A 24346-nucleotide genomic window follows, 5' to 3' on the forward strand; every position below is an offset into this window, starting at 1 on the left:
GTACGGCATGTCGGCCGCGTTGCCGGGGCATTCAACCCGCATCGACGTCGTTGTCTTGTCCTGACCGGCGCCGGAAAGTCGAAATACCTACGAAATTAACATGGAATTTACTCCTCCTCTTCTATCGATGGTGAGTGGATACGAGAGCAGTAGGCCGCTGACACCGATGCGCATCGCGACAAGTCCCAAGGCGGCCGATCCATCCTGCGCCGCGTCCTTGTAAGGTCTGGTTGTATTAAAATGGACATTGATTCTGATCCATTGCGACTACTTCGTCTTCCCGCGGACTTCAGTATCGCCGGCATTCGTGACATCCATGATCTGATCTGCTCCACGCTCGGCTCGCAGGACGCCCTGGAGATCGACTGCTCGGGCGTCGAAAAGGCTGACGTCACCGCGGTCCAGCTGCTGCTGTCGACCGCCAAGACTGCACAGCAGCAGGGCTTTCGTCTCAATCTGACCGCCATCTCGCCGGTGCTGCAAGCGACGATTGAGCGCGCCGGCGTTTCCAGCGAATCCATGGGCGACGAAGCCGCCGAACCACAGGGCGAAGCAAGCTAATGGCCAATATCCTCACGGTCGACGATTCTCCGAGCATCCGCCAGATGATCAAAGTGGTGCTCGCGCCCGCCGGTCACAACGTGGTGGAGGCCAGCGACGGCGCCCAGGGGCTTGCCAAGGCGAAGGCGACCAAGTTCGACCTGGTGATTACTGATCTCAATATGCCGGTCATGAACGGCCTGGAATTGATACGCGCGCTGCGCAAGGAGCCCGCACTGGTCGGGCTGCCGATCGTGTTCCTCACGACCGAGTCCAGCGACGCGGTCAAGACCGAGGCCAAGCAGGCCGGCGCCACGGGGTGGATCACCAAGCCGTTCAAGCAGGAGCAACTGCTCGCCGTGGTGAGCAAGCTGGTGCGATCATGACGACTTTGGACCCGACAGAAATATTCCGACAGGAAGCCAGCGACTTATTCGACGTGCTTGAGTCCGCTCTCCTCGACCTCGGATCGCGACCGGACGACCGCGAGCTGGTCGATACCGCGTTCCGCGCTCTGCATACCATCAAGGGCTCGGGTGCAATGTTCGGGTTCGACGCGGTCGCCGCGTTCACTCATGAATTCGAGAGCGCGTTCGACCGCGTGCGCAAGGGTGAAATCAAGCCGACCCAGGATCTGATCTCGGTGGCGCTTTCCGCCAAGGATTATATCCGCGCGCTGATCGAAGAGCCGGAATCGACCGACAGCATTATCGGCGACGCGATCCTCGACGATTTGCGCCACTTTGTCAGTCCTGGCGAGCATGTCGAGACCGGCTCGTCCGCGGTCCAGGAAAGCCCCGTTGCCGAGGGCGGCGGGATCGGGTGGCAGCTGCATCTGGAGTTTGACGGCGATATCCTGCGCAACGGATCGAACCCGCTCGATTTGCTAGACGATTTGCGCAAGCTAGGCGCCTGCTTCGTCATCGCGCAGACCGATGACGTGCCGCTGCTGGATAAATTGGAGCCGGAATACTGCTTCCTGAAATGGGATGTCACGCTGCATAGCGATTGCGATCGCGCCGCGATCGACGACGTCTTCATGTTCGTGATGGATGAAATCAAGCTCGATTGCACCCCGCTGGTCGCGGCCGATGAAGCTGCGCTGGCACCCAGCGACAAGCAGGCGGGCTACACGTTGCAACTCGACGCTGAGCCGCCGGCTGAGCCGGACCACAAACCAGCGGCCTCGCCGGAAATTGCAAAGCCCGCCGCTGCCTTGCCGGAAAAAAAGCAGGACGAGCAACGCCGCCATGATGACAAAGGCATTGCGACGGTCCGCGTCCAGGCCGAGCGGCTCGACGAGTTGATGGACCGCGTCGGCGAGTTGGTGATCGCGCAGGCGCGGCTCAGCCAATTGGCCGCTGCCACCGACGATATCGCCATAAAGGGCATCGCCGAGGAAATTGAACGGCTCGCCTCCAGCCTGCGCGACACCACGATGGGGGCCCGCATGGTGCCGATCGGATCGTTGTTCGGCCGCTTCCGGCGGCTGATCCATGATCTGTCCCGCGACCTCGGCAAGCCCGTGGACTTCGTCACCACCGGCGAGGAAACCGAACTCGACAAGACCATGATCGAGCGTCTGGCCGATCCGCTGGTCCATCTGATTCGCAATGCGATCGACCATGGCATCGAGGCCACCGAGACCCGCAACGCATCGGGCAAGACGGACATCGGCCGGATCGAGATCGCGGCGATTCATTCCGGCGCTCAGGTGTTGGTGACGGTGCGCGACAACGGCGCCGGGCTCAACACCGCGCGGATCCGCGCCAAGGCCGAAGAGCAGGGCCTGATCGCGCCGGGCGTCGCGATGTCCGATCAGGACATCTATCAGCTGCTGTTCGCTCCCGGCTTCTCCACCGCGCAGACGATTTCCGCGTTGTCGGGCCGCGGCGTCGGCATGGACGTGGTCAAGCGCACCATCGAGGCGATGCGCGGATCGATCGATATCGGCACCCAGCCGGGTCAAGGCACCACGGTCACGCTGCGACTGCCGCTGACGCTGGCGATCATCGAGGGCCTGCTGATCCGGGTCGGCGAGGGCCGCTACATCATCCCGCTGTCGGCTGTCGAAGAATGCGCCGAGATGACGGCCGACGACCAGCGCGTCCGCGGCCGCGACTTCCTCAATATGCACGGCGATCTGGTGCCGTTCCTGCGGCTGCGCGGGCTGTTCGACGCCGTCGGCGAGCCGGACCAGCATCAGAAGATCATCATCGCGTCTTCGGGCGAAAGCCGGGTCGGCCTGATCGTGGACCAGATCATCGGCAGCCATCAGTCGGTGATCAAGTCGCTGTCGAAATTGCACTCCGGCGTCACGATGTTTTCCGGCGCCACCATCTTGGGCGATGGCAGCGCCGCGCTGATCCTGGATGTCGCCCAACTGATCGTGACCGGCCAGAGCGCGGCGGAATCCCACTCGGTCAGCGAGGCGGCCTAAATGGAACAGATCGTGAATGAGCGCGGCGCAGCCGACCACGCACTGGCCGGCCTGCACCAGGTGGTGATGCTGGGCATCGGTGACGAAGTGTTCGCCCTCGACACCCGGCTAGTACGGGAAATCATCGACCCGGTGCCGGCGACACGGGTCGCGGGCGCCCCGGCGTTCCTGCCCTGCGTCATCAACGTTCGGGGCAATGTGATTCCGCTCGCCGATCTGCGCGCGCGATTCGGCATGCCGAAAACCGAGGACACCGCCGATACCCGCGTCGTGGTGCTCGAGATCGAGATCGAAGGCGACCCGGTGCTGGTCGGCGTGGTCGCCGACAGGGTCTACGAGGTCACCGAGATATCCAACGCCGACGTCCAGCAGACCCCTCGGGTGGGAATGCGCTGGAATCCGGAATTCATCCGATTCATCGCGAAGTGGCGGGAAGAGTTCGTCATCGTCCCGAACATGGAACGCATCCTGAGCTGAACCCGACTTTGCATCGGATAATTGGGGCTAGAAATGAGACTCACGGTCAAGGCTAAGCTCGCCGGCGCGTTTGGCGCCGTGATCCTGCTGTCGATGATTATCGGCGGCATCGCCTATATGAAACTGACGACCCTCGATGCCTCGCAGCACGCCATTGTCGAGCAGGGTACGCGCGTGCAGAGGGTCGGCGAGTTGCTGGCCGAGATGCAGTATCAGGTCCGCTCCGAATTTCGCATGCTTCTGGCGACTTCAGACCAGGACACCATCGACAACCATAAGCACATGATCGAGCGCCAGGACAAGGCACTGAAGATCGCCGAAAATCTCTTCGCCATGGCAAGCGAAGATGGCAAGCGCCTGATGGATGTTGCGACGGCAAAGCTGAAGCGCCTGAACGACCTGCAGCAGCAGGCCGGCAAGTTCGCGCTGCTGAACTCGAACAATCACGCCAACAGACTTTGGAAGACGGAAGGCCTGGCCGGACTGGCGGATCTCAACGCCGCGGCGGATACGGCCTTCGCCGAGGTCGAAAAATCAAGCGGAAAAGTCGCTGGTGCGCAGGCGCTGCTGGCGATCGAGGCCGCAAAGTTCGAGATCGCGCGGCTGTCGCGTTACGTGCTCGCCACCTTCACCGCCTCGAGCGTCGAGGAACTCGACTCCCTATACAACACCGCGTCGCAGGAGGTAGGCAGACTTAAGATTGCTGTTGCGCAGGCTTCGGCGCAGATGATGACGGTCGGGGTTGCTGGCACCGGGATCACGACCCAAAGCGAGCGCTACACCGCCCTGGTCGAAAAAATCCTGGCGACTGCGCATCAAGGCGGCACGTTGCACGCATTCGCGATCACCAACGGCGAAGGCCGCAAGGCGCTCAACGAGGCGCTGTCCGCGTTCGATAATTATGTTGGCTTCGTCAACAAGCGAATGGCCGATCTTGCGGCTGCCGGCACGGAAGAGGCAGCCTTCGCCAAGCTGCTGCTGATCAGCAGCATCATCGCCGCACTGCTGATTGCAGTCGGATCGGCGCTGTGGATCGCGCTCAATATCAGCCGCGGCCTCGGCCGCGCTGTCGGCCTGGCCAACGCGGTTGCGATCGGCGATCTCAGCCAGACGATCGAGGTCTCCAGCAACGACGAGATCGGTGACCTGGTGAAGGCGCTGAACAGCATGACCATCAATCTCAACGCAACCGCGAAGATCGCCGATACGCTGGCCAGCGGCGATCTGACGGTCGACGCCAAGCCGCTGTCGGACAAGGATACGCTCGGCCTGGCGCTGGAGCGCATGGTGGAGAAGCTGCGCGCCGTCGTCAGCGACACGATGATCGCAACGCAGAACATGTCCGCCGGCAGCCAGGAACTCTCTGCCAGCGCCGAGCAGCTGTCGCAGGGTGCCACCGAACAGGCCTCTTCGTCCGAGGAGGCCTCGTCCTCGATGGAGGAGATGGCGGCCAATGTGAAGCAGAACGCCGAAAACGCCAGCCAGACCGAGAAGATCGCGCACCAGTCGTCGCAGGACGCCGAGGCCAGCGGCGCGGCCGTCAGCCGCGCAGTCGAGGCGATGCAGACTATCGCCGGCAAGATCACCATCGTGCAGGAGATCGCCCGGCAGACCGACCTGCTGGCGCTCAATGCCGCGGTCGAAGCCGCCCGCGCCGGCGAACACGGCAAGGGGTTCGCCGTGGTAGCGTCCGAAGTGCGGAAACTGGCTGAACGCAGCCAGACCGCGGCCGCTGAAATCGGCGCGCTGTCGAGCGAAACCGTGAAGGCTGCGCAGGAAGCCGGCGCGATGCTGTCCCGCCTGGTGCCGGACATCAAGAAGACCGCGCAACTGGTCGAAGAGATCACCGCCGCCTGCCGCGAGCAGGATGTCGGCTCCTCTCAGATCAACCAGGCGATTCAGCAGCTCGACAAGGTCGGCCAGCAGAACTCCGCGGCGTCGGAGCAAGTGTCGTCGACGGCCGAGGAATTGGCGTCGCAGGCCGAACAGCTGCAATCGACCATCAGCTTCTTCAAGATCGATCAGGAGGCGCATCAGGACGGCGGGCGTCCGCCGATCGCCACCGACAGGGCGGTGGCACAACTGCGCGCCAAGGCTTCGCACATGTCGGCCGCAGACCGCGGCAAGAGACCGTCCGCCAAGCCGGCGCGGGCGCTGAAGGTGGCCAGCGGCGGCTTCGCACTCGAAATGGATGCCGGCGATGAGCGCGACGCCGAGTTCCATCGCTGACGATTCAATCGGCACGGCCCGTCTCAAGCGGGTCGTGCAGACGTTACCGGCGACGCGCCGGGCAGAACGCGGCCTATCGCCGAACCAAACGCCTAGTGATGGTCCGATAATCGCTCGGCGAAGCGTCTCCAGCAAAGTGAACGACTGAACCGATTTGGACTATTATCGCAGGGGCTGATCATGAGATTTTCCATCAAAGCAAAACTGGCCATTGCCTTCGGTGCCGTGACCATCTTGTCCGTCATCGTCGGCGGCGTCGCCTACCGCGAGCTGACGTCGCTCGACACATCGCAGCAGGCGATCGTCGGTCAGGGGGTTCGGCTGAAGAAGACTGCGGCCTTGATGGACCAGATCCAGTTCCAGCAGCGTGACGAAATGAGAATGATCACCGCCGCTACCGACAAGGATACCGCGGACAGTACCCGCGACATGATCCTGCGCCAGGAAAACACCATCAAGCTCAAGGACGAGCTGTACGGCCTTGCCTCCGAGCAGGGCAAGCGCATGCTCGAGACAGCCAGCGCCAAGCTGAAGCGCTTCGATGAGTTGCAGCTGCAGTCCAGCAAGTTGGCGGCATTGAATTCGAACAACCGCGCGGTCGAGATGTGGCATGCGGTGGGATTGCCGGCCCTGGCGCAATTCAATGCGGCGCTCGAGACCGCGATGGCTGAACTGAAGAAGTCGCCGACCGCCGATCATCTGCAAGGCATCCTGGCGCTGCAATCGCCGAAGTTCGAGGCGGCCCGGCTGTCGCGACTGCTTGCGACCACGTTCGCAGTGTCGCGCATCGAAGACCTGGAGCCCGCCATCAAGGCCGTCAACGGGCAGCTCGCCGTGATGAAGGCGAGCGCAGCCCAGGCGGCGACGCAGGTCGCACCGCTCGGCATCGCGGTCGACGCCATCAACGCCCAGGTCGAGCGCGTCGGATCTGCCACCGCTCAAATCGCCGCCATCGTCGCCGAAAGCGGCAACATCAAGGCGCTGGCTTTGACGGGCGGTGAGGGGCGTGCCGCCTTCAACGAGGCACTGAACGCCTTCGAAGCCTATGGCAAATTCGCCAACGACCGGATGTCCGAGCTTGCCGCTGCGGGCACCGAGGAGGCGGCGTTCGCCAAAATGCTGCTGATCAGCATCATCATCGGCTCGGTGCTGATCGCGATCGCGTCCGCGACCTGGATCGCGCTCAACATCAGCCGCGGCCTCAACCGCGCGGTCGGTCTCGCCGATGCGGTCGCCACCGGCGACCTGACCAGGACGCTCACCGTGACCGGCGACGACGAGGTTGCCGACATGGTCCGCTCGCTCAACAACACCGTCGAGCGGCTCCGTGCGGTGGTCGCCGACACCATGATGGCGTCGCAGAACATGTCCGCCGGCAGCCAGGAACTGTCGGCCAGCGCCGAGCAGCTGTCGCAGGGCGCCACCGAACAGGCCTCGGCGTCCGAAGAGGCCTCGTCCTCGATGGAGCAGATGGCCGCCAATGTGAAGCAGAACGCCGAAAACGCCAGCCAGACCGAGAAGATCGCGCACCAGTCGGCGCAGGACGCGGAAGCCAGCGGGGTCGCCGTCAGCCGCGCCGTCGAGGCGATGCAGACCATCGCCGGCAAGATCACCATCGTGCAGGAGATCGCCCGGCAGACCGATCTGCTGGCGCTCAACGCGGCGGTCGAAGCCGCGCGCGCCGGCGAACACGGCAAGGGGTTTGCCGTGGTGGCGTCCGAAGTGCGGAAACTGGCCGAGCGCAGCCAGACCGCGGCCGCCGAAATCGGCGCGCTGTCCGGCGAGACGGTGAAGGCCGCGCAGGAAGCCGGTTCGATGCTGTCCCGCCTGGTGCCGGACATCAAGAAGACCGCGCAGCTGGTCGAAGAGATCACCGCCGCCTGCCGCGAGCAGGATGTCGGCTCCTCTCAGATCAACCAGGCGATTCAGCAGCTCGACAAGGTCGGCCAGCAGAATTCCAGCGCCTCCGAACAGGTGTCATCGACCGCGGAAGAGCTCGCGTCGCAAGCCGAGCAATTGCAGTCGACCATCGGCTTCTTCAAGGTCGATGCTGCCGGCCAAAGCGAGCCGGCGCGCACCTCCGGCACCGACAAGGCGGTGGCCCAACTGCGCTCCAAGGCTGCCCAGATGGCGGCGCGCGGCGGCCGGACTCCTGCCAAGGCCAGGCCGGCGCGCGCGCTGAAGGTGGCGGGCGGCGGCGGCTTTGCGCTCGAGATGGATGCCGGCGACGAGCGCGACGCCGAGTTTCATCGCTGATCGACGATTCGGCCTCGCCGCTCGGCGAGGCCGCCCAATCTGACCAACCGGGTGGAGCGTAACATGGCCGAAACGGCGCAATATCTGACGCTTGGTCTCGACGGCGAGACATTCGGGATCAGCATCCGCAACGTCCGCGAGATACTCGACATGCGGCCGATCGCCAAGATCCCGCATGCGCCGAACTTCCTGCTCGGCATGATCGACGTCCGCGGCTCAAGCTATCCGATTGTCGACCTGCGCACCAAGCTGGACCTGCCGAGCGTGCCGGCGACCGAGGCCACCCGCATCATCATTCTCGACGTCCCCATGAACGGTCGGTCGGTCGGCGTCGGCTTTGTCGCCGATTGCGTGTTCGAGGTCACCGGGATCGACGAGAGCCAGATCGAGCCGCCGCCCTCGGTCGGCGGACGCTGGCGTTCGGATTATCTCGCCGGAATCGGCCGCAAGGGCGACGGCTTCGTGATCCTGTTCGATCTGGAAAAGCTGATGGCGGCGACCGAGACGCTGGCGGATCGCGAGCCGGTCGCGGCGTTCGCGGCGGCTTGATATCATGCCGACCGCTGCGCCGGATCTGATCACCCATCTGAGCGACCGGCACTTTCGCTCGATCGCCGAACTGATCGAGCGGGAGGTGGGCATTCGGCTGCCGTCGTCGAAACGCATGATGCTTGAAGGCCGGCTGCAGAAGCGGGTCCGGGCGTTGCGCTATTCCGACATCAACGCGTATGTCGATCACCTGTTCGACGCCGAGCATTTCGCCATCGAACTGGTCCACCTGATTGACTGCGTCACCACCAACAAGACCGACTTCTTCCGCGAGCCGGCGCATTTCGAATTCATGCGCGCCTACGCCGTTCCGCAGATCCTGCACAGGTCGCGCGGCGTCCGTAGCATCAAGGTCTGGAGCGCGGCGGCCTCGACCGGGATGGAGGCCTACACCATCGCCATGGTGCTCGACGACATGGCGCGAACCGGACCGAATTTCCAGTTTCGCATCCTCGGCACCGATATTTCGTCGGGCGTGCTGCGGGTGGCCGAAGACGGCATCTACACCCACGCGATGGTCGAGCCGGTGCCAGGCGAGATGGCGAGGCGCTATTTGCTGTCGCCGAAGGTGCCTGCGCGAGGCGAGGTCCGGGTGGTTCCCGAACTGCGTCGGTCGGTGAATTTCATGCGGATGAATCTGATGGACCCGGTCTATCCGGTGGATCGCGACGTCGACATCATCTTCTGCCGCAACGTGCTGATCTATTTCGACAAGGCGACCCAGCGCAAGGTCGTCGACAGGCTGTGCGAACATTTGCGGCCGGGCGGTTACCTGATCGTCGGCCATTCCGAATCGATGGTCCCCAACGAATCGGGCAGGCTGAAGCAGGTCCTGCCCACAATTTTTCAGGTCTAGGCAACGGAAGGCGGTCAGATGCTGCGGCCCATGATTCGCGTCCTGATCGTCGACGATTCCGCTTCGGTGCGTCAGACGCTGAGCGCAATTCTCAACGACGACCCCGAAATCGAAGTCATGGGGGCGGCGGCCGACGCCTTCGCGGCGGCGCGCCGGCTGCAGGTCGAAGTGCCGGATGTGATCATTCTCGATATCGAGATGCCGCGGATGGACGGCATCACCTTCCTGCGCAAGATCATGGCGCAGCATCCGATCCCGGTGATCATTTGCTCGACCTTGACCGAGGAAGGCTCGGACGTGATGTTCGAGGCGTTCGAGGCCGGGGCCGTCGATATCCTGCCGAAGCCGCGGGTCGATACCCGACAGGCGTTGCAGGAATCCGCCGCGCGGCTGCGCGAAGCGGTGAAGAGTGCGGCGCGCGCGCGGATCCGCCCGCGCCGGCTGCCGCGCACGGTGATCGAAAAGAAGCTGACGGCCGACGCGATCATGCCGCCGCCGGTCGAAGGGCGCACCAAGGTATCGACCGAGCGGATCGTCTGCATCGGGGCGTCCACCGGCGGCACCGAAGCGTTGCGCGACGTTCTGGAAGTGCTGCCGCGCCGGGCGCCGGGAATCCTGATCGTGCAGCACATGCCGTCCGGATTCACCGAGGCGTTCGCCAGGCGTCTGAACGGGCTTTGCGAAATCGACGTCAAGGAAGCCGCCGACGGCGACGTCGTGGTGCAGGGTTGCGCCTATATCGCACCGGGCGGCCGGCACATGCTGCTGCAGCGCACGGGCCAGCGCTATCGGATCGCGATCAAGGACGGCCCCCCGGTGTCGCGGCATCGGCCTTCGGCCGACGTGCTGTTCCGCTCCGCCGCGCAATATGCCGGCCGCAACGCCCTCGGCATCATCATGACCGGAATGGGCGACGACGGCGCCAGGGGGCTGTTGGAAATGCGCAAGCTCGGGGCGACGACTCGCGCGCAGGACGAGGAAAGTTGCGTGGTGTTCGGCATGCCGAAGGAGGCGATCGCCTGCGGCGCCGTGGAAAAGGTGGTGTCGCTGTCGCAAATTCCGAAGGAGATCATGCTTTGGCAGGATGCCCGTCACCCGATCGCGGTGGACTGATCATGGCCGGCGCCGACCTCACGGACATCGCGGCCGGTGCGATCGCGTCGATCGAAGATCTCGGCGGCCAGATCGAGAATGCCTTCGCGCAGGTCGGCGGCCATCTCGGCCGGACCCATTCGATCTTCGGCGACCTGAATTCCGGGCTGGAATCGCTGTCGCAGGAACTATCCGGATCGAAGATCGAGGGCGCATCGGTCGCGTTCCAGGAGATCGCCGCGCGGTTGCGGTCGCTGGTGGAGATGCTGCCGCAGGAAGCCGCGTTGCTCGGCACCATCGGAACCGGCGCCGCGCAGGCCTCGAAGCTGTTGACGCTGCTGATCAAGCATACCGGGATGGTGAGCGTGATCGCGCGCAGTTCGCGGATCGAGGCCGCGTCGCTGGAGGGAGATCGGGCCGACTTCGTCAGCTTCACCCGGGAGGCCTCCGATCTTGCAACCTCGGTGCAGAATTCCATCGTAGCCTGCGCCAAGGATCAGGAGAAGCTGTCGGCGGCGATCGCCAAAGTGCAGGGCGAGCAATTGCAGTTCGATCGGAACTATCGGCATCAATTGCAGTCGGTGAGCGACGAACTGATGCTGTCGTCGTCGGACATCACCGGCCGTCAGGTGCGGAGCGGCCAACTTGCGGAGTCCGCCAAGGCCAGCACTTCGCGAATCGGCAGCGCGGTCGGCGGCGCCATCGTCTCGCTGCAGGCCGGCGACAGCACGCGACAGCGGCTCGAACATATCTGCCTCGGCCTGCGCATGATCACCGCGTCCGCCGGCAGCATCGTGCCGGCCCAGGTCGTGCTCGATCCGACGGCGGCGCAGCGGCTGGCGACGTTGCAGGCGGCGCAGCTGAAGGACGCGATATCCGGGTTCACGGTCGATATCGCCAGCATTTCCCAGACGCTGACCAGACTCGCCGCCAGTTCGACCAGCATTGTCGGACAGGGTCATTCGCTTTACGGCGGCGAAGGCGCCGATGCGAATTCGTTTTTCGAGGTGATGAAGCAAAGGCTGGCGCGCGCCACGGTGCTGATCTCCGCCAGTGCCCAAGCCAAGCAATCGGTCGACGACTCGCTCGCGGTGCTCGAAACCATGCTCGGCAAGTTCCGGGCGGCGATCGCGGAGCTGGACGAAACCGTGATCGACATCACGCTGATCGGCATGAATGCCGGGCTCAAGGCCGGCCATCTCGGTGGCAAAGCCCGCGCCTTCGTGGTGATCGCCAATGAGCTGAAACTCTCTGCCGACCAGATTTCGGAAACGGCGAAACGGCTCGATCCCGTGCTCGACCAGATCGGCCAGGCGGCGGACCAACTCAAGAACATGCGGAGCGACGATGGGGCGACTCGGGTGGCCGACCTCGAAAGCCAGATCATGCTGGCGATGCGGGAGATCGAGCTCGGCAACGGCCGACTCGTCCAGATGATGGATCACCTGACACGCGAAAGCGCAGAATTCGAATCCCTGATGCTGAGCGCCAGGACGATGATGGCGACGCTGGGCGACAAGCTTGCGAACCTTCCCGGTATCGCCACCGACCTCGAGCGACGCGACGCGACGATCAAAACGCTGGCGCCCGATCAAGCGCTGGCGATTGGTGGACTATTCGACGAGCTGTACCTGCAATATACGATGGATGCCGAACGCGACGTGCATCTGAAATGCTCCGGCCGGCTCGGCCTGCCGCACACCGCGGTGGCGCCCGCGGCGGTATCCGACGAGAGCGAAGACGCGCTGTTCTTCTGAACCTGCGTCGTGCTCCGGTTTGATCCGTGGTCTGACCGCACCGATCCCCTCGGCCGCCCTGGTTGGCAATTGACGCCTTGCTAATCGGTCTCGATCGGAGAAGACTCGTCCGCTCCCTCATGAACGCGATCGAGGCCGTTTTTGATTGACAAGCTCGAACTGCTTCTGGCGTTGGCCAAGGAGCGCCATTTCGGCCGCGCCGCCGAGGTCTGCGGCGTGACCCAGCCGACGATGTCGACAAGCATTAAGCAGCTCGAGGAAATCCTCGGCGTGATGCTGGTGCAGCGCGGCTCGCGGTTCCAGGGCTTCACGCCGGAGGGGGAGCGGACGCTGGACTGGGCGCGCCGAATCGTCGGCGACGTCCGGGCGATGCGTCAGGAGATCAACGCTCTGAAGCAGGGGCTATCGGGCGAAATTCGGATCGCCGCGATTCCAACCGTGCTCGGCATGGTGGCCTCGCTGACCACGCCCTTTCGGGCACGGCATCCGGATGTCCGGTTCCGGATCGTGTCCTGCACCTCGTCGGCGGTGCTCGGGCTGTTGGAAAATCTCGAGGTCGACGCCGGACTGACCTATATCGAGAACGAGCCGCTCGGGAAGGTGCGGACCATTCCGCTATATCAGGAAAGCTACCGGCTGGTGACCTCGCCGGAGGGCCTGTTCGGCGATCGCGACCAAGTGAGTTGGCGCGAGGTCGGCCAGGTTCCGCTGTGCCTGCTGACCCCCGACATGCAGAACCGCCGCATCATCGACCGCGCGCTGAAGGCGGCGGGCGCTGAGGAGATGCCGACCTTGACCTCGAATTCGATCATCGTGCTCTACACCCACGTGAAGACTGGGCGCTGGGCCAGTGTGATGCCCGGCAAGCTCGCCGAAACACTGGGGCTTGGCGACGCGGTGCGGACCATTCCGATCGTCGATCCGGTGGTGTCGTTCCGGATCGGCTTGGTGGTGCCACCGCGCGAGCCGCTGACGCCGCTGATCGCCGCGCTGGTGCAGACCGCGCGGGAAGTGGCGCCGACGCTGGAGTCGTAGGCGCTGCAACGACGTTTGCATCGCAACATGAGCGGTCGTTGTCTATTCCGTATCGCAGCATTGGTTTGCTTTATTGATCTTTGGAATGATTCTGCTTTTGATTGTCAGGTAAATCACCACGACCAAAGAGTGCAGATGCAAGAGGAAACCTGGGAGACCGCCCGCGCGGCTGAGATCATCGCCACGCATGCAGGCAAGGAAGGAGCCACACTGGTCATTCTGCACGCGCTGCAGGAGGCATTCGGCTATGTGCCGGAGCCGGCGATTCCGATGATCGCCGAGGCGCTCAACCACTCCCGCGCCGAAGTCCATGGCGTGTTCACCTTCTATCACGACTTCCGGAAGCAGCCGGCCGGCCGTCATGTGCTGAAGCTGTGTCGCGCCGAGGCCTGCCAATCGGCCGGCGGTGATGCGCTCGCCGCGCGCGCCGAGGACAGGCTCGGGGTTGCGATCGGGAACACGACGCCTGATGGCGGCGTTACCCTGGAGCCGATCTATTGCCTCGGCCTGTGCGCAACGGCGCCGGCCGCCATGATCGATGGTCGCGTGGTCGGCCGGCTCGACGCCGCACGGCTCGATGCTCTGTTGACGGAGGCGCAGCGATGACGCTCCGGATCTTTATTCCGCGCGATGCCGGCGCGGTCGCGGTCGGCGCCGACGATGTCGCGCAAGGCTTGGCCGATCTCGCGCAGCAGCGCGGCCTAGCGCTCGATCTGGTCCGCACCGGCTCGCGCGGGCTGTATTGGCTGGAACCGATGCTGGAAGTCGCCACCGATGTCGGCCGCATCGCCTATGGGCCGATGACAACCGACGATCTCGGCTCGGTGCTTGACGCCATCCTCGCCGACGGACCGCATCCCCTGCGGCTTGGCCTCACCGAGGAGATCCCCTGGCTGAAGCGACAGACACGGCTGACCTTTGGGCGTTGCGGCGTGATCGATCCGCGCTCCAGCGACGATTACCGCGCCCATGGCGGCTATAAGGGGCTTGAGCGCGCGCTGGCGATGAGCTCCAAGGACATCATCGACGACATCGTCAAATCCGGCCTGCGCGGCCGCGGCGGCGCCGGCTTCCCCACCGGGATCAAATGGCAGACCGTCGCCAATGCCGGGCGTGGCCAGAAATATATCTGCTGCAACGCCGACGAGGGCGATAGCGGCACCTTTGCCGACCGCATGATCATGGAAGGCGATCCCTTCATGGTGCTGGAAGGCATGACCATCGCGGGCATCGCGGTCGGCGCCACCAAGGGTTACATCTACATCCGCTCCGAATATCCGCACGCCATCGAGGCGATGGAGGCGGCGATCGCCGCGGCGCGGCGCACCGGCTATTTGGGCGCCAATATCTGCCGCTCCGACGACAGTTTCGACGTCGAGGTTCGGGTCGGCGCCGGCGCTTATATCTGCGGCGAGGAAACCGCGATGCTGGAAAGCCTCGAGGGCAAGCGCGGCGTGGTCCGCGCCAAGCCGCCGCTGCCGGCGCATAAGGGCCTGTTCGGCAAGCCGACCGTGATCAACAATGTATTGTCCTTCGCGGCGGTGCCGTTCATCCTGGCCGGCGGCGCCCAGGCCTATGCGGATTGCGGCATGGGCCGCTCGCGCGGCACCAAGCCGATCCAGCTCGCCGGCAACATCAAGCATGGCGGGTTGTTCGAGGTCGCCTTCGGCATCACGCTTGGCGAACTGGTCGACGAGATCGGCGGCGGCACGCTGAGCGGACGCCCGGTGCGGGCGGTGCAGGTCGGCGGCCCGCTCGGCGCCTATTTCCCGCGCGCTTTGTTCGATACCCCCTATGACTATGAAGCCTTCGCAGCGCGCAGCGGCATGGTCGGCCATGGCGGCATCGTGGTGTTCGACGACAGCGTCGACATGGCCAAGCAGGCGCGCTTCGCGATGGAGTTCTGCGCCATCGAATCCTGCGGCAAGTGCACCCCATGCCGGATCGGCTCGGTGCGCGGGCTCGAGACCATCGACAAGATCATCAATGGCGATCGCTCCGTCGCGAACATCGCCGTGCTGGAAGACCTCTGCCAGACCATGAAATTCGGCTCGCTCTGCGCGCTCGGTGGCTTTGTGCCGTTTCCGGTGCTGAGCGCGCTGCAACATTTTCCTGAGGATTTCGGCCTGACGCCGACACGGCTGCAGGCCGCCGAATAGGAGTCCGCCATGTCACTGATTGAAGAAATCGATTTCGGCACGCCGCGCTCGAAGTCCGAGACGATGGTGACGCTCACGATCGACGGCCAGAGCATCACGGTGCCGGAGGGCACCTCGATCATGCGCGCCGCGATGCAGATGGGCACCGCGATTCCGAAACTCTGCGCCACCGACATGGTCGACGCCTTCGGCTCCTGCCGGCTCTGCCTGGTCGAGGTCGAGGGCCGCAACGGCACCCCGGCATCGTGTACCACGCCGGTCGCCGACGGCCTTGTCGTGCACACCCAGACCGACCGCCTGAAGACCATCCGCAAGGGCGTGATGGAGCTTTATATCTCCGACCATCCGCTGGACTGCCTGACCTGTTCGGCCAATGGCGATTGCGAATTGCAGGACATGGCCGGCGCGGTGGGCTTGCGCGAGGTGCGCTACGGCTATGACGGCGATAAGCACCCCAATCCGGGACTCGACGTTTCGAATCCCTATTTCACTTACGATCCGTCGAAATGCATCGTCTGCTCGCGTTGCGTGCGCGCCTGCGAGGAAGTGCAGGGCACTTTCGCGCTGACCATCGCCGGCCGCGGCTTCGATTCGGTGGTATCGGCCGGGATGCAGGAATCGTTTCTGGGCTCCGAATGCGTGTCCTGCGGCGCCTGCGTGCAGGCCTGCCCGACCGCCACGCTGAACGAGAAGTCGGTGATCGAGATCGGCACGCCGGAGCATTCGGTGGTGACCACCTGCGCCTATTGCGGCGTCGGCTGCTCGTTCAAGGCGGAGATGCGCGGCGAGGAAGTGGTCCGCATGGTTCCCTACAAGGACGGCAAGGCCAATCGCGGCCATTCCTGCGTCAAGGGCCGCTTCGCTTGGGGCTACACCAACCACAAGGAGCGTATCCTCAACCCGATGATTCGCGCCAAGATCACCGATCCGTGGCGCGAAGTGTCGTGGGACGAGGCGTTCAATTACGCCGCTTCCGAGTTCAAGCGCATCCAGCAAACATACGGCCGCGACTCGATCGGTGGCATCACCTCGTCGCGCTGCACCAACGAAGAAACCTATCTGGTGCAGAAGTTGGTCCGCGCCGGCTTCGGCAACAATAATGTCGATACCTGCGCCCGCGTCTGCCATTCGCCGACCGGCTATGGATTGTCGACCACTTTCGGCACTTCGGCGGGGACGCAGGATTTCGATTCGGTCGAGCACAGCGACGTGGTGCTGATCATCGGCGCCAATCCGACCGACGGCCATCCGGTGTTCGCCTCACGGCTGAAGAAGCGGTTGCGCGCCGGTGCCAAGCTGATCGTGGTCGATCCGCGCCGCACCGATATCGTGCGCTCGGCCCATGTCGAGGCGGCGCATCATCTGCCGCTGCTGCCGGGCACCAATGTGGCGGTGCTGACCGCGTTGGCGCATGTCATCGTCACCGAGGGCCTCGCCGACGAGGCCTTCGTGCGCGAGCGCTGCGACTGGAGCGAGTTCGAGCACTGGGCGTCGTTCGTGGCGCAGCCGCATAACAGCCCGGAGGCGACCGCGATCGCCACCGGCGTCGATCCGAAGGAATTGCGCGAAGCCGCCCGGCTATTCGCCACCGGCGGCAATGGGGCGATCTATTACGGGCTCGGCGTCACCGAGCACAGCCAGGGTTCGACCACCGTGATGGCGATCGCCAATTTGGCGATGGCCACCGGCAATATTGGTCGTCCCGGCGTCGGCGTGAATCCGCTGCGCGGCCAGAACAATGTCCAGGGCGCCTGCGACATGGGCTCGTTCCCGCACGAACTGCCGGGCTATCGCCACATCGGCACCGATGCGGTGCGCGAGAGTTTTGAATCGATGTGGGGCGTGCAGCTCAACAAGGAGCCGGGGCTGCGGATTCCCAACATGCTCGACGCCGCGGTCGACGGCTCGTTCAAGGGGCTCTACGTCCAGGGCGAGGACATCCTGCAATCCGACCCCAATACCAAGCACGTCGCCGCCGGGCTGGAAGCGATGGAATGCGTCATCGTCCACGACCTGTTTCTCAACGAGACCGCCAACTACGCCCATGTGTTTCTGCCGGGCTCGACCTTTCTGGAGAAGGATGGCACCTTCACCAATGCGGAGCGCCGGATCCAGCGGGTCCGCAAGGTGGTAGCGCCGCGCAACGGATTGGAAGACTGGCAGGTCACGCTCGGGCTGGCCAAGGCGATGGGCTTCGAAATGACCTACGAGCATCCGTCGCAGATCATGGACGAGATCGCGGCGCTGACGCCGACCTTCGCCGGCGTGTCCTATGCCAAGCTCGAGGAAATGGGATCGGTGCAATGGCCGTGCAACGCGGCGGCGCCCGAGGGGACCCCGGTCATGCATATCGATCACTTCGTCCGCGGCAAAGGCAAATTCGTCATCACCGAATATGTCGCCACCGACGAGCGCACCGGGCCGCGCTTCCCGCTGCTGCTGACCACCGGGCGCATCCTCAGCCAATACAATGTCGGCGCTCAGACCAGGCGGACCGAGAATGTGGTGTGGCACCAGGAGGACCGGCTCGAGATCCATCCGCACGACGCCGAGCAGCGCGGCGTGCGCGACGGCGACTGGGTTCGGCTCGCCAGCCGCGCCGGCGAGACTACGCTGCGGGCGCAGATCACCGAGCGCGTGGCGCCCGGCGTGGTCTACACCACCTTCCATCACCCCGACACCCAGGCCAATGTGATCACCACCGACTTCTCCGATTGGGCGACCAATTGCCCGGAATACAAGGTCACGGCGGTCGAGGTCGCGCCCTCGAACGGGCCGTCGGAATGGCAGAAGGCCTATGACGAACAGGCCCGGCAATCGCGGCGCATCGCGCACGCGGCCGAAGCGGCGGAGTAACGATGCAGGAAGCGGTTCGCACCATTGCCAACACGACCTGGCGTAACGGCGACGCCAGACGCGCCGCGCGGGCGGTTCCCGAGGAGACCGCCGTGGCGATCAGCTATAATGGCGGCAGCTATGCGGTGATGATGGCGTCGCCCTGCGACCTTGAGGATTTCGCGATCGGCTTCAGCCTGAGCGAAGGAATCGTCGAGCACGCTTCGCAGATCGAATCGCTCGACATCGTGCCGCTCGACGACGGCATCGAGTTGCGGATGTGGCTGGCGCAATCGCATGCCGACCGGCTCGCCGAACGTCGGCGCCATATCGCAGGCCCGACCGGCTGCGGATTGTGCGGCATCGACTCGATCGCCGAAGCGCTGCGGCCGACCGCGCTGGTGCGTTCCAATGCCCGGTTCCTGCCGCAGCAGATTATGACGGCCGTTCAGGCGCTGCCGTCGCTGCAGGCGCTCAACATTGCCACCAGGGCGGTTCATGCCGCGGCGTTGTGGACGCCCGCGCAGGGCATCGCCTGCCTGCGCGAGGATGTCGGTCGCCATAATGCGCTCGACAAGCTCGCCGGCGCGTTGGCGCGCGGCGGGATCGCGGCGGCCGACGGCATGGTGCTGCTGACCAGCCGGGTCTCGGTCGAGATGGTGCAGAAAGCCGCTGCGATCGGCGCGCCGCTGCTGGTCGCAGTGTCGGCGCCGACCGCGCTCGCGGTGCGGATGGCGGAGGCCGCCGGCATCACGCTGGTGGCGATTGCACGCGGCGATGGCTTCGAAATATTCACCCGTCCCGACCGGATCGGCGTGGGCATCGGCCGCGGCGACGGCGGAGGAGTTGTCGATGTCGCCTGACAACCTCGTCCACATGGCCAACCAGATTGGCACGTTCTTTAAAAGTCAGGGGGCCGACGCGACCGTCCCTGGCATCACCGAACATATCCGGAAATTCTGGGATCCGCGGATGCGCACCGCGATCCTGGCGCATCTCGACGCCGGCGGCGAAGGATTGCAGCCCGAGGTGCGCAGCGCAGTGGAGGCGCTCAGAAACTAGGCTTCATAGGGATCAGACGTGTCCATCAAGGACGCGCTGTAAAAGGGGAGACGCAAGATGGGTCTGTTTTCGATGCTGGACCGGGAGCACACAGTTGCCGAGCCCGGCTATAGCCGCTGGATGGTGCCCCCCGCGGCGTTGTGTATTCATCTGTGCATCGGCCAGGCCTATGCGCTGAGCGTGTTCAACCTGCCGATGACCAGATTGCTCGGCATCACCAAATCCGCGCCCGACGACTGGAAGCTGACCGATCTCGGCTGGATTTTCTCGATCGCGATCGTCTGCCTCGGCCTGTCGGCGGCGCTGTTCGGCCGCTGGGTCGAAGAGGGCGGCCCGCGACGGGCGATGTTCACCGCCGGGCTGTGCTGGGGCGGCGGCTTCCTGGTTTCGGCGCTCGGGATCTACGTGCATAATCTGTGGCTGGTCTATCTCGGCTATGGCGTGCTCGGCGGCTGCGGCCTCGGGCTCGGCTACATCTCGCCGGTCTCCACCCTGATCAAATGGTTTCCTGATCGCCCCGGCATGGCGACCGGCATGGCGATCATGGGTTTTGGCGGCGGCGCCTTCATCGCCTCGCCATTGTCGGTGTGGCTGATGGCGAAGTTTTCGACGCCGACCCATGTGGGCGTTGCCGAGGCTTTCATCGTGCTCGGCATCGTCTACTTCCTGTTCATGATGGTGGGCGCCGCGATCGTGCGGGTGCCGGCGCCGGGCTGGAAGCCGGAGGGCTATGTGGCGCCGGTGGTGGCGCAGAAGCTGATCACCCGCAACGACGTCTACGTCTATAACGCGATCAAGACGCCGCAGTTCTGGCTGATCTGGTGGGTGTTGTGTCTCAACGTCACCGCGGGCATCGGCGTACTCGGTCAGGCCTCGGCGATGAGCCAGGAGATGTTCCCGGGTCAGGTGACCGCGGTGGCGGCCGCCGGCTTCGTCGGATTGCTCAGCCTGTTCAACATGCTGGGGCGCTTCTTCTGGGCCTCGATCTCGGACGTCATCGGCCGCAAGAACACCTATTCCTGCTTCTTTGCGATCGGCCTGGTGCTGTACTGCCTGGTGCCGTGGACCGGCGCGATCGGCAGCGTGGCGCTGTTCGTGGCGTGCTTCGTCGTCATCATGAGCATGTATGGCGGCGGCTTCGCCACCGTGCCGGCCTATCTGAAGGACATGTTCGGCACCCGTTATGTGGGCGCGATCCACGGCGTGCTGCTGACCGCATGGTCGGCCGCCGGCGTGTTCGGCCCGGTGCTGGTGAACTACATCCGGCAGTACCAGATCGACCACGGCGTGCCCAAGGCGCAGGCCTACAACACCACAATGTACATCATGGCCGGCCTGCTGGTGGTGGGCTTCATCTGTAACCTGATAATCAAGGCGGTGCATGCCCGCCACCACATGGATGACACCGAGTCCCCACGCCATCCGGCCTCCACCCCCACCCGCAACGCGTCGCCCGAACTGGCCTGAGGAGCACACCATGCAGACGAGCAATCAAAACGGTTCGATGAAACTGAAGCTGTTTCTGGCCTGGGGCTTTGTCGGCATCCCGCTGATCTGGGGCGTGCTGCAAACCGTCAGCAATGCGATGAAGCTGTTCAAATAGCCGCATACGGCGACGCATCGCCAGGCTCAGCGGAAAGGCCCCCCCAGCGGGCGCCTTTTCATCGCTCGGGCGCCGGACCCAAACGAGAGCGTTTCGAGCGAAGTGGATCTCGGTTCGCGTGAAGAAAACGCGTCAAAACAAGAATCTAGAGCTCCGGTTCTGATCTATCAGAACCGGAATTGCTCTGGCCTGCGGCTGAGCCTTCGGCCGGTTTTGCGCCGCTCAGTCCGATGCTGTGCCGCGAGCGCAAATTCCGGGCTTTTCCCGTCGTGGACAGGCGACGTGGCTTCGTTCCGGACCGCCGTCTCGATTTCCGCACGGGCGGCGCGTTTCGAATATCCAGGCCGGCAGGTCGGTCTTAATTCTTTCTTCAGAGCCATTCGTAAATATGCGCGCCAAAGTAGTTTCGACCGCAAAGGCCGTCTTGATTGCCGGACGGGGTGGCGCCCCCCAAAATCCAGGTCAAGAAAATTGGTTTTCAATTCCTTTATTTTTGTCCTTGGCTTCCTGCCGGTCGCGTTCGTCGCGTATTTCCTGACATCGCAGATCCGCCCTACCTGGGGCGTCGTGGTTTTGGCGGTCGCCTCGCTGGCCTTCTACGCCTATTGGGACTATCGCCTGGTGCCATTGCTGCTGGCATCGATCCTGACGAATTATGTGACGGGGCTTCTGATCGCAGGCGCACGGGAGCGCAATCCGGTCGCCGCGAAGGCGTGGCTGATCGCGGGGCTTTCCCTCAATCTGGGCTGTTTGTTCTTTTTCAAATATATGAACTGGCTGATCGATGCGTTCGACCAGGTCTCCGGCGGCGGCCTGGGCCTCGTCAGGGTCGTTCTGCCGCTCGGAATCTCGTTCTATACCTTTACCCAGATCGCCTTCCTGGTCGACATGTACAAGGGCAAGGTGCGGGATCGCAGCTTCCCGAATTACTTGCTGTTCGTCACTTATTTTCCGCATTTGATCGCCGGGCCGATCCTGCACCATTCGGAAATGATGCCGCAATTCGCCGATCCGGCGAACAAGCGCGTCGCCGTGAACAATCTGGTGTTCGGCATGACGCTGTTCTTGATCGGTGTGATCAAGAAGGTCGTGTTCGCGGATTCGGTGGCGCCGCTGGCCGATCGCGTCTTCGACGGAAGCGGCGCATTGAACGCCTATGAGGCCTGGTCCGGGGCCCTGGCTTACACCGCCCAGATCTATTTTGATTTTTCCGGCTATATCGACATGGCGCTCGGGATCTCGCGGATGTTCAATATTCAGCTGCCGCTGAATTTCGATTCGCCCTACAAATCCAAGTCGATCGTCGAGTTCTGGCGACGCTGGCACATCACGCTGTCGCGGTTTCTGCGCGACTACCTTTACATTCCCCTGGGCGGCAACCGTAAGGGGGCGCCGCGGCGCTATCTGAACCTGTTCGCCACCATGGTGCTCGGCGGCCTCTGGCATGGGGCGGGCTGGACCTTCCTGATCTGGGGCGCGCTGCACGGCAGCTATCTGATCGTCGATCACGCGATGTCCGCGTTCGGCCGATCGCTCGGAATTAAACCGGGCTGGTGGCTGGGCCGGCTGACGCAGGCCCTCACCTTCCTGGCGGTGGTGGTCGGATGGGTGTTTTTCCGGGCCACGACGCTGGATGGCGCCTTGCGGGTGCTTCACGGCATGATTCGGTTCGGCGCGCCCGCCGGCGATGGCCTGATTCGCGAATATCCCGACACGCTGCTCGGGGCCTTGAGCGGCGCCAATTGGGGTTGGATCGTCACGCTATTGTTGATCGCGTTCCTCGCTCCCAATTCGCAGCAGATCATCGCCTGGGCGGAAGACAAATGGGCGCGGCGCGCGACGGTCGCGGCGTCGTTCGCCCCGTTGGGTTATGTCGGCTTTGCGACGACCGTCCTGCTGTTCATCGTCTCACTTTCAGGGATGCGACATGGCGTTTCGCCGTTCATCTATTTCAATTTTTAGGACGGTCGTCGCTGGCGTAAGCGCCGTCGCGCTCGGCGTCGTTCTGGCGTTGGCGGCGATCGAACTGGGGATGCGCGCGGCGGGTTATGGCGCAGTGCAGACGCTGGCCTATGGCCGCGCCAATTATAATTCCGATCTTCCGGAAGTCGGCTATGCCGGTCGGCCGAACGCGCGCGGGGTGCAGTCAAACGAGGGAATGTCTCACGTCAGGCTCAACAGCCATGGCTTCAACGATGTCGAGCATGAGTTCCACAAGCCGCGCGGCGCATTTCGTCTGATGGTTGTCGGAAACTCCTACTCGATGGCGCTTCAGTCGGATCGCAAGGATGGCTATGTCGAGCGCCTGGGTGCGGACTTGCAAGCTTGTCCCGCTTTGGTTGGGCGCAACATCGAGACGATCAATCTTGGCGTCGATGGCTTCACCATCCATCAGCAATATCTGATGCTGCGCGACTATGGCATGTCGCTGGCGCCGGATTTCATTCTGTTGCAGACCAACTCCTTCGTCGTTCCGGGCGACCTCGATCCTTTGCGAAACCTGTCGCCGCGCCTGGAAAGGCGGCCCGACGGCTCGCTGACGGTGGATTATTCCTATCTGGATCTGCCGGAGTTCAAGCTGAAATCCTCGGCCGCGGCGGCGCTGCTGCAGGCCGTCAGCGACCAGAGCCGGCTGGTGCAATATGTGCTGCAATATCGCCGCGCCAATGCGCAGGCGGCGCTCAGCCCCGCCAAGACGCCGCCTGACGCTGCAAATGACGCCGCGACTTACCAACGCTACCAGGAAGGACGCGATCTGGCGTTCCTCGAAATGGCCAAACTAGCGCAGGCGCATGACGCTCGCTTCGCGGTGGCCGTAACCCCCGATGCCGACGCTTTGAGCAGTCAGCCGTTCGAGCCCAATCCCCTTCGCAGGGAGTGGGCGGCTCTCGCGGCCCAAACCAACACACCTTTTTTCGACGTCGAGGAGCAAGCCCGGGCTCATGTCCGCGCCACCGGGGCCTATCTGCATGGCTTTGGCGCGCAGTCCGGATCAGGCCATTTGAATCGCAACGGCAATGCCTTTTTTGCCAGCGCGCTCGCTCCGAAAATTTGCGCCTTGGTCGGCCATCCCCGCACTGCCATGCAACTGCCGTAACGGCCTGACGATTGGTGCTTCTGCGGATCGGCACGGCAAGCTCGACAAGGTCTTCAGCGAAGAGGACTGGACGGACATCGCGGGCGCGAGTTTGACGAGGGCGAGATAGTTGGCGTCGTGCTTTTCGAAGCTCGTCGTGACGGCGGGGAAATGTCTGAGCTTGACGAGGCGCTCGACCATGTTGCGAAAGCGACAGAGGTAGCGATTGAACCTGGGGACTTTGACGTGCCCGGGCATGGGTTGGATGTGGCCCCATGCGCCTCGCCTGGCGAGCTGCGCAAGAAAACCCGTCGCGACGCGTTCAGGCTTGCCGTTGAAAGATGAACGCGATTCCGTTACCCGAAATCGGCGTTTGCGCG

At 63.9% G+C, this 24346-nt stretch carries 20 protein-coding genes; all 20 read left to right on the forward strand.

Annotated elements, in window-relative coordinates; all coding sequences use genetic code 11:
• Nucleotides 1-240 precede the first annotated feature (240 nt).
• The 20 genes from RBJ75_RS22775 (at nucleotide 241) to RBJ75_RS22870 (ending at nucleotide 23987) form a co-directional block, all read left to right on the forward strand.
• A complete protein-coding gene (locus RBJ75_RS22775; protein WP_276156504.1) occupies nucleotides 241-561 on the forward strand; it encodes a lipid asymmetry maintenance protein MlaB in 321 nt (106 codons plus the stop codon).
• Complete coding sequence (locus RBJ75_RS22780) at nucleotides 561-926, forward strand: response regulator (protein WP_044418575.1); 366 nt, start codon at nucleotides 561-563, stop codon at nucleotides 924-926. Before RBJ75_RS22775 ends, RBJ75_RS22780 begins: the two co-directional genes overlap by 1 nt.
• A complete protein-coding gene (locus RBJ75_RS22785; RefSeq protein ID WP_044418574.1) occupies nucleotides 923-2980 on the forward strand; it encodes a chemotaxis protein CheA in 2058 nt (685 codons plus the stop codon). The genes RBJ75_RS22780 and RBJ75_RS22785 overlap by 4 nt, the downstream gene beginning before the upstream one ends.
• The gene (locus tag RBJ75_RS22790; RefSeq protein ID WP_152647909.1) at nucleotides 2981-3457 is read left to right on the forward strand and encodes a chemotaxis protein CheW; all 477 of its coding nucleotides are present in this window, start codon (nucleotides 2981-2983) and stop codon (nucleotides 3455-3457) included.
• Between the two features lie 33 nt (nucleotides 3458-3490).
• A complete protein-coding gene (locus RBJ75_RS22795; RefSeq protein ID WP_276156503.1) occupies nucleotides 3491-5686 on the forward strand; it encodes a methyl-accepting chemotaxis protein in 2196 nt (731 codons plus the stop codon).
• 180 nt (nucleotides 5687-5866) lie between these two features.
• Entirely contained in the window at nucleotides 5867-7942 is a 2076-nt protein-coding gene (locus RBJ75_RS22800) for a methyl-accepting chemotaxis protein (protein WP_317528537.1), read from the forward strand.
• A gap of 63 nt (nucleotides 7943-8005) precedes the next feature.
• Nucleotides 8006-8491 carry a chemotaxis protein CheW gene (locus RBJ75_RS22805; RefSeq protein WP_044413264.1) on the forward strand — a complete coding sequence of 162 codons (486 nt, stop codon included), beginning with the start codon at nucleotides 8006-8008 and terminating at the stop codon, nucleotides 8489-8491.
• Nucleotides 8492-8495: 4 nt separating this feature from the next.
• On the forward strand, nucleotides 8496-9347 hold the full coding sequence (locus tag RBJ75_RS22810; protein WP_044413267.1) for a CheR family methyltransferase: 852 nt from the start codon (nucleotides 8496-8498) through the stop codon (nucleotides 9345-9347).
• Between the two features lie 18 nt (nucleotides 9348-9365).
• The gene (locus tag RBJ75_RS22815; protein ID WP_044413270.1) at nucleotides 9366-10460 is read left to right on the forward strand and encodes a chemotaxis response regulator protein-glutamate methylesterase; all 1095 of its coding nucleotides are present in this window, start codon (nucleotides 9366-9368) and stop codon (nucleotides 10458-10460) included.
• 2 nt (nucleotides 10461-10462) lie between these two features.
• Nucleotides 10463-12196, forward strand: coding sequence for a hypothetical protein (locus RBJ75_RS22820; protein WP_044413273.1), 1734 nt, complete (start codon nucleotides 10463-10465; stop codon nucleotides 12194-12196).
• A gap of 141 nt (nucleotides 12197-12337) precedes the next feature.
• Entirely contained in the window at nucleotides 12338-13231 is an 894-nt protein-coding gene (locus RBJ75_RS22825) for a LysR family transcriptional regulator (RefSeq protein WP_044413275.1), read from the forward strand.
• Between the two features lie 135 nt (nucleotides 13232-13366).
• Entirely contained in the window at nucleotides 13367-13837 is a 471-nt protein-coding gene (locus RBJ75_RS22830) for a formate dehydrogenase subunit gamma (protein ID WP_044413277.1), read from the forward strand.
• Nucleotides 13834-15390: a formate dehydrogenase beta subunit gene (locus RBJ75_RS22835; RefSeq protein ID WP_044413280.1), complete on the forward strand. Its 1557-nt coding sequence runs from the start codon at nucleotides 13834-13836 to the stop codon at nucleotides 15388-15390. The genes RBJ75_RS22830 and RBJ75_RS22835 overlap by 4 nt, the downstream gene beginning before the upstream one ends.
• A 9-nt stretch (nucleotides 15391-15399) precedes the next feature.
• Complete coding sequence (fdhF, locus tag RBJ75_RS22840; protein WP_276156275.1) at nucleotides 15400-18246, forward strand: formate dehydrogenase subunit alpha; 2847 nt, start codon at nucleotides 15400-15402, stop codon at nucleotides 18244-18246.
• Nucleotides 18247-18248: 2 nt separating this feature from the next.
• Nucleotides 18249-19088 carry a formate dehydrogenase accessory sulfurtransferase FdhD gene (gene fdhD, locus RBJ75_RS22845; protein ID WP_044415490.1) on the forward strand — a complete coding sequence of 280 codons (840 nt, stop codon included), beginning with the start codon at nucleotides 18249-18251 and terminating at the stop codon, nucleotides 19086-19088.
• Nucleotides 19078-19287 carry a formate dehydrogenase subunit delta gene (locus RBJ75_RS22850; RefSeq protein WP_044415488.1) on the forward strand — a complete coding sequence of 70 codons (210 nt, stop codon included), beginning with the start codon at nucleotides 19078-19080 and terminating at the stop codon, nucleotides 19285-19287. Before fdhD ends, RBJ75_RS22850 begins: the two co-directional genes overlap by 11 nt.
• Nucleotides 19288-19344: 57 nt before the next feature.
• A complete protein-coding gene (locus RBJ75_RS22855; protein ID WP_044415486.1) occupies nucleotides 19345-20754 on the forward strand; it encodes an OFA family MFS transporter in 1410 nt (469 codons plus the stop codon).
• 10 nt (nucleotides 20755-20764) lie between these two features.
• Complete coding sequence (locus RBJ75_RS22860; RefSeq protein WP_276156274.1) at nucleotides 20765-20890, forward strand: hypothetical protein; 126 nt, start codon at nucleotides 20765-20767, stop codon at nucleotides 20888-20890.
• 102 nt (nucleotides 20891-20992) lie between these two features.
• Entirely contained in the window at nucleotides 20993-22852 is a 1860-nt protein-coding gene (locus RBJ75_RS22865) for an MBOAT family protein (RefSeq protein ID WP_317528538.1), read from the forward strand.
• Nucleotides 22818-23987 (forward strand): hypothetical protein, encoded by a 1170-nt coding sequence (locus RBJ75_RS22870; protein ID WP_152647687.1) that lies wholly within the window; start codon nucleotides 22818-22820, stop codon nucleotides 23985-23987. The genes RBJ75_RS22865 and RBJ75_RS22870 overlap by 35 nt, the downstream gene beginning before the upstream one ends.
• Nucleotides 23988-24346 lie beyond the last annotated feature (359 nt).

This window comes from Rhodopseudomonas sp. BAL398, from assembly GCF_033001325.1.
GTDB lineage: Bacteria > Pseudomonadota > Alphaproteobacteria > Rhizobiales > Xanthobacteraceae > JARJEH01.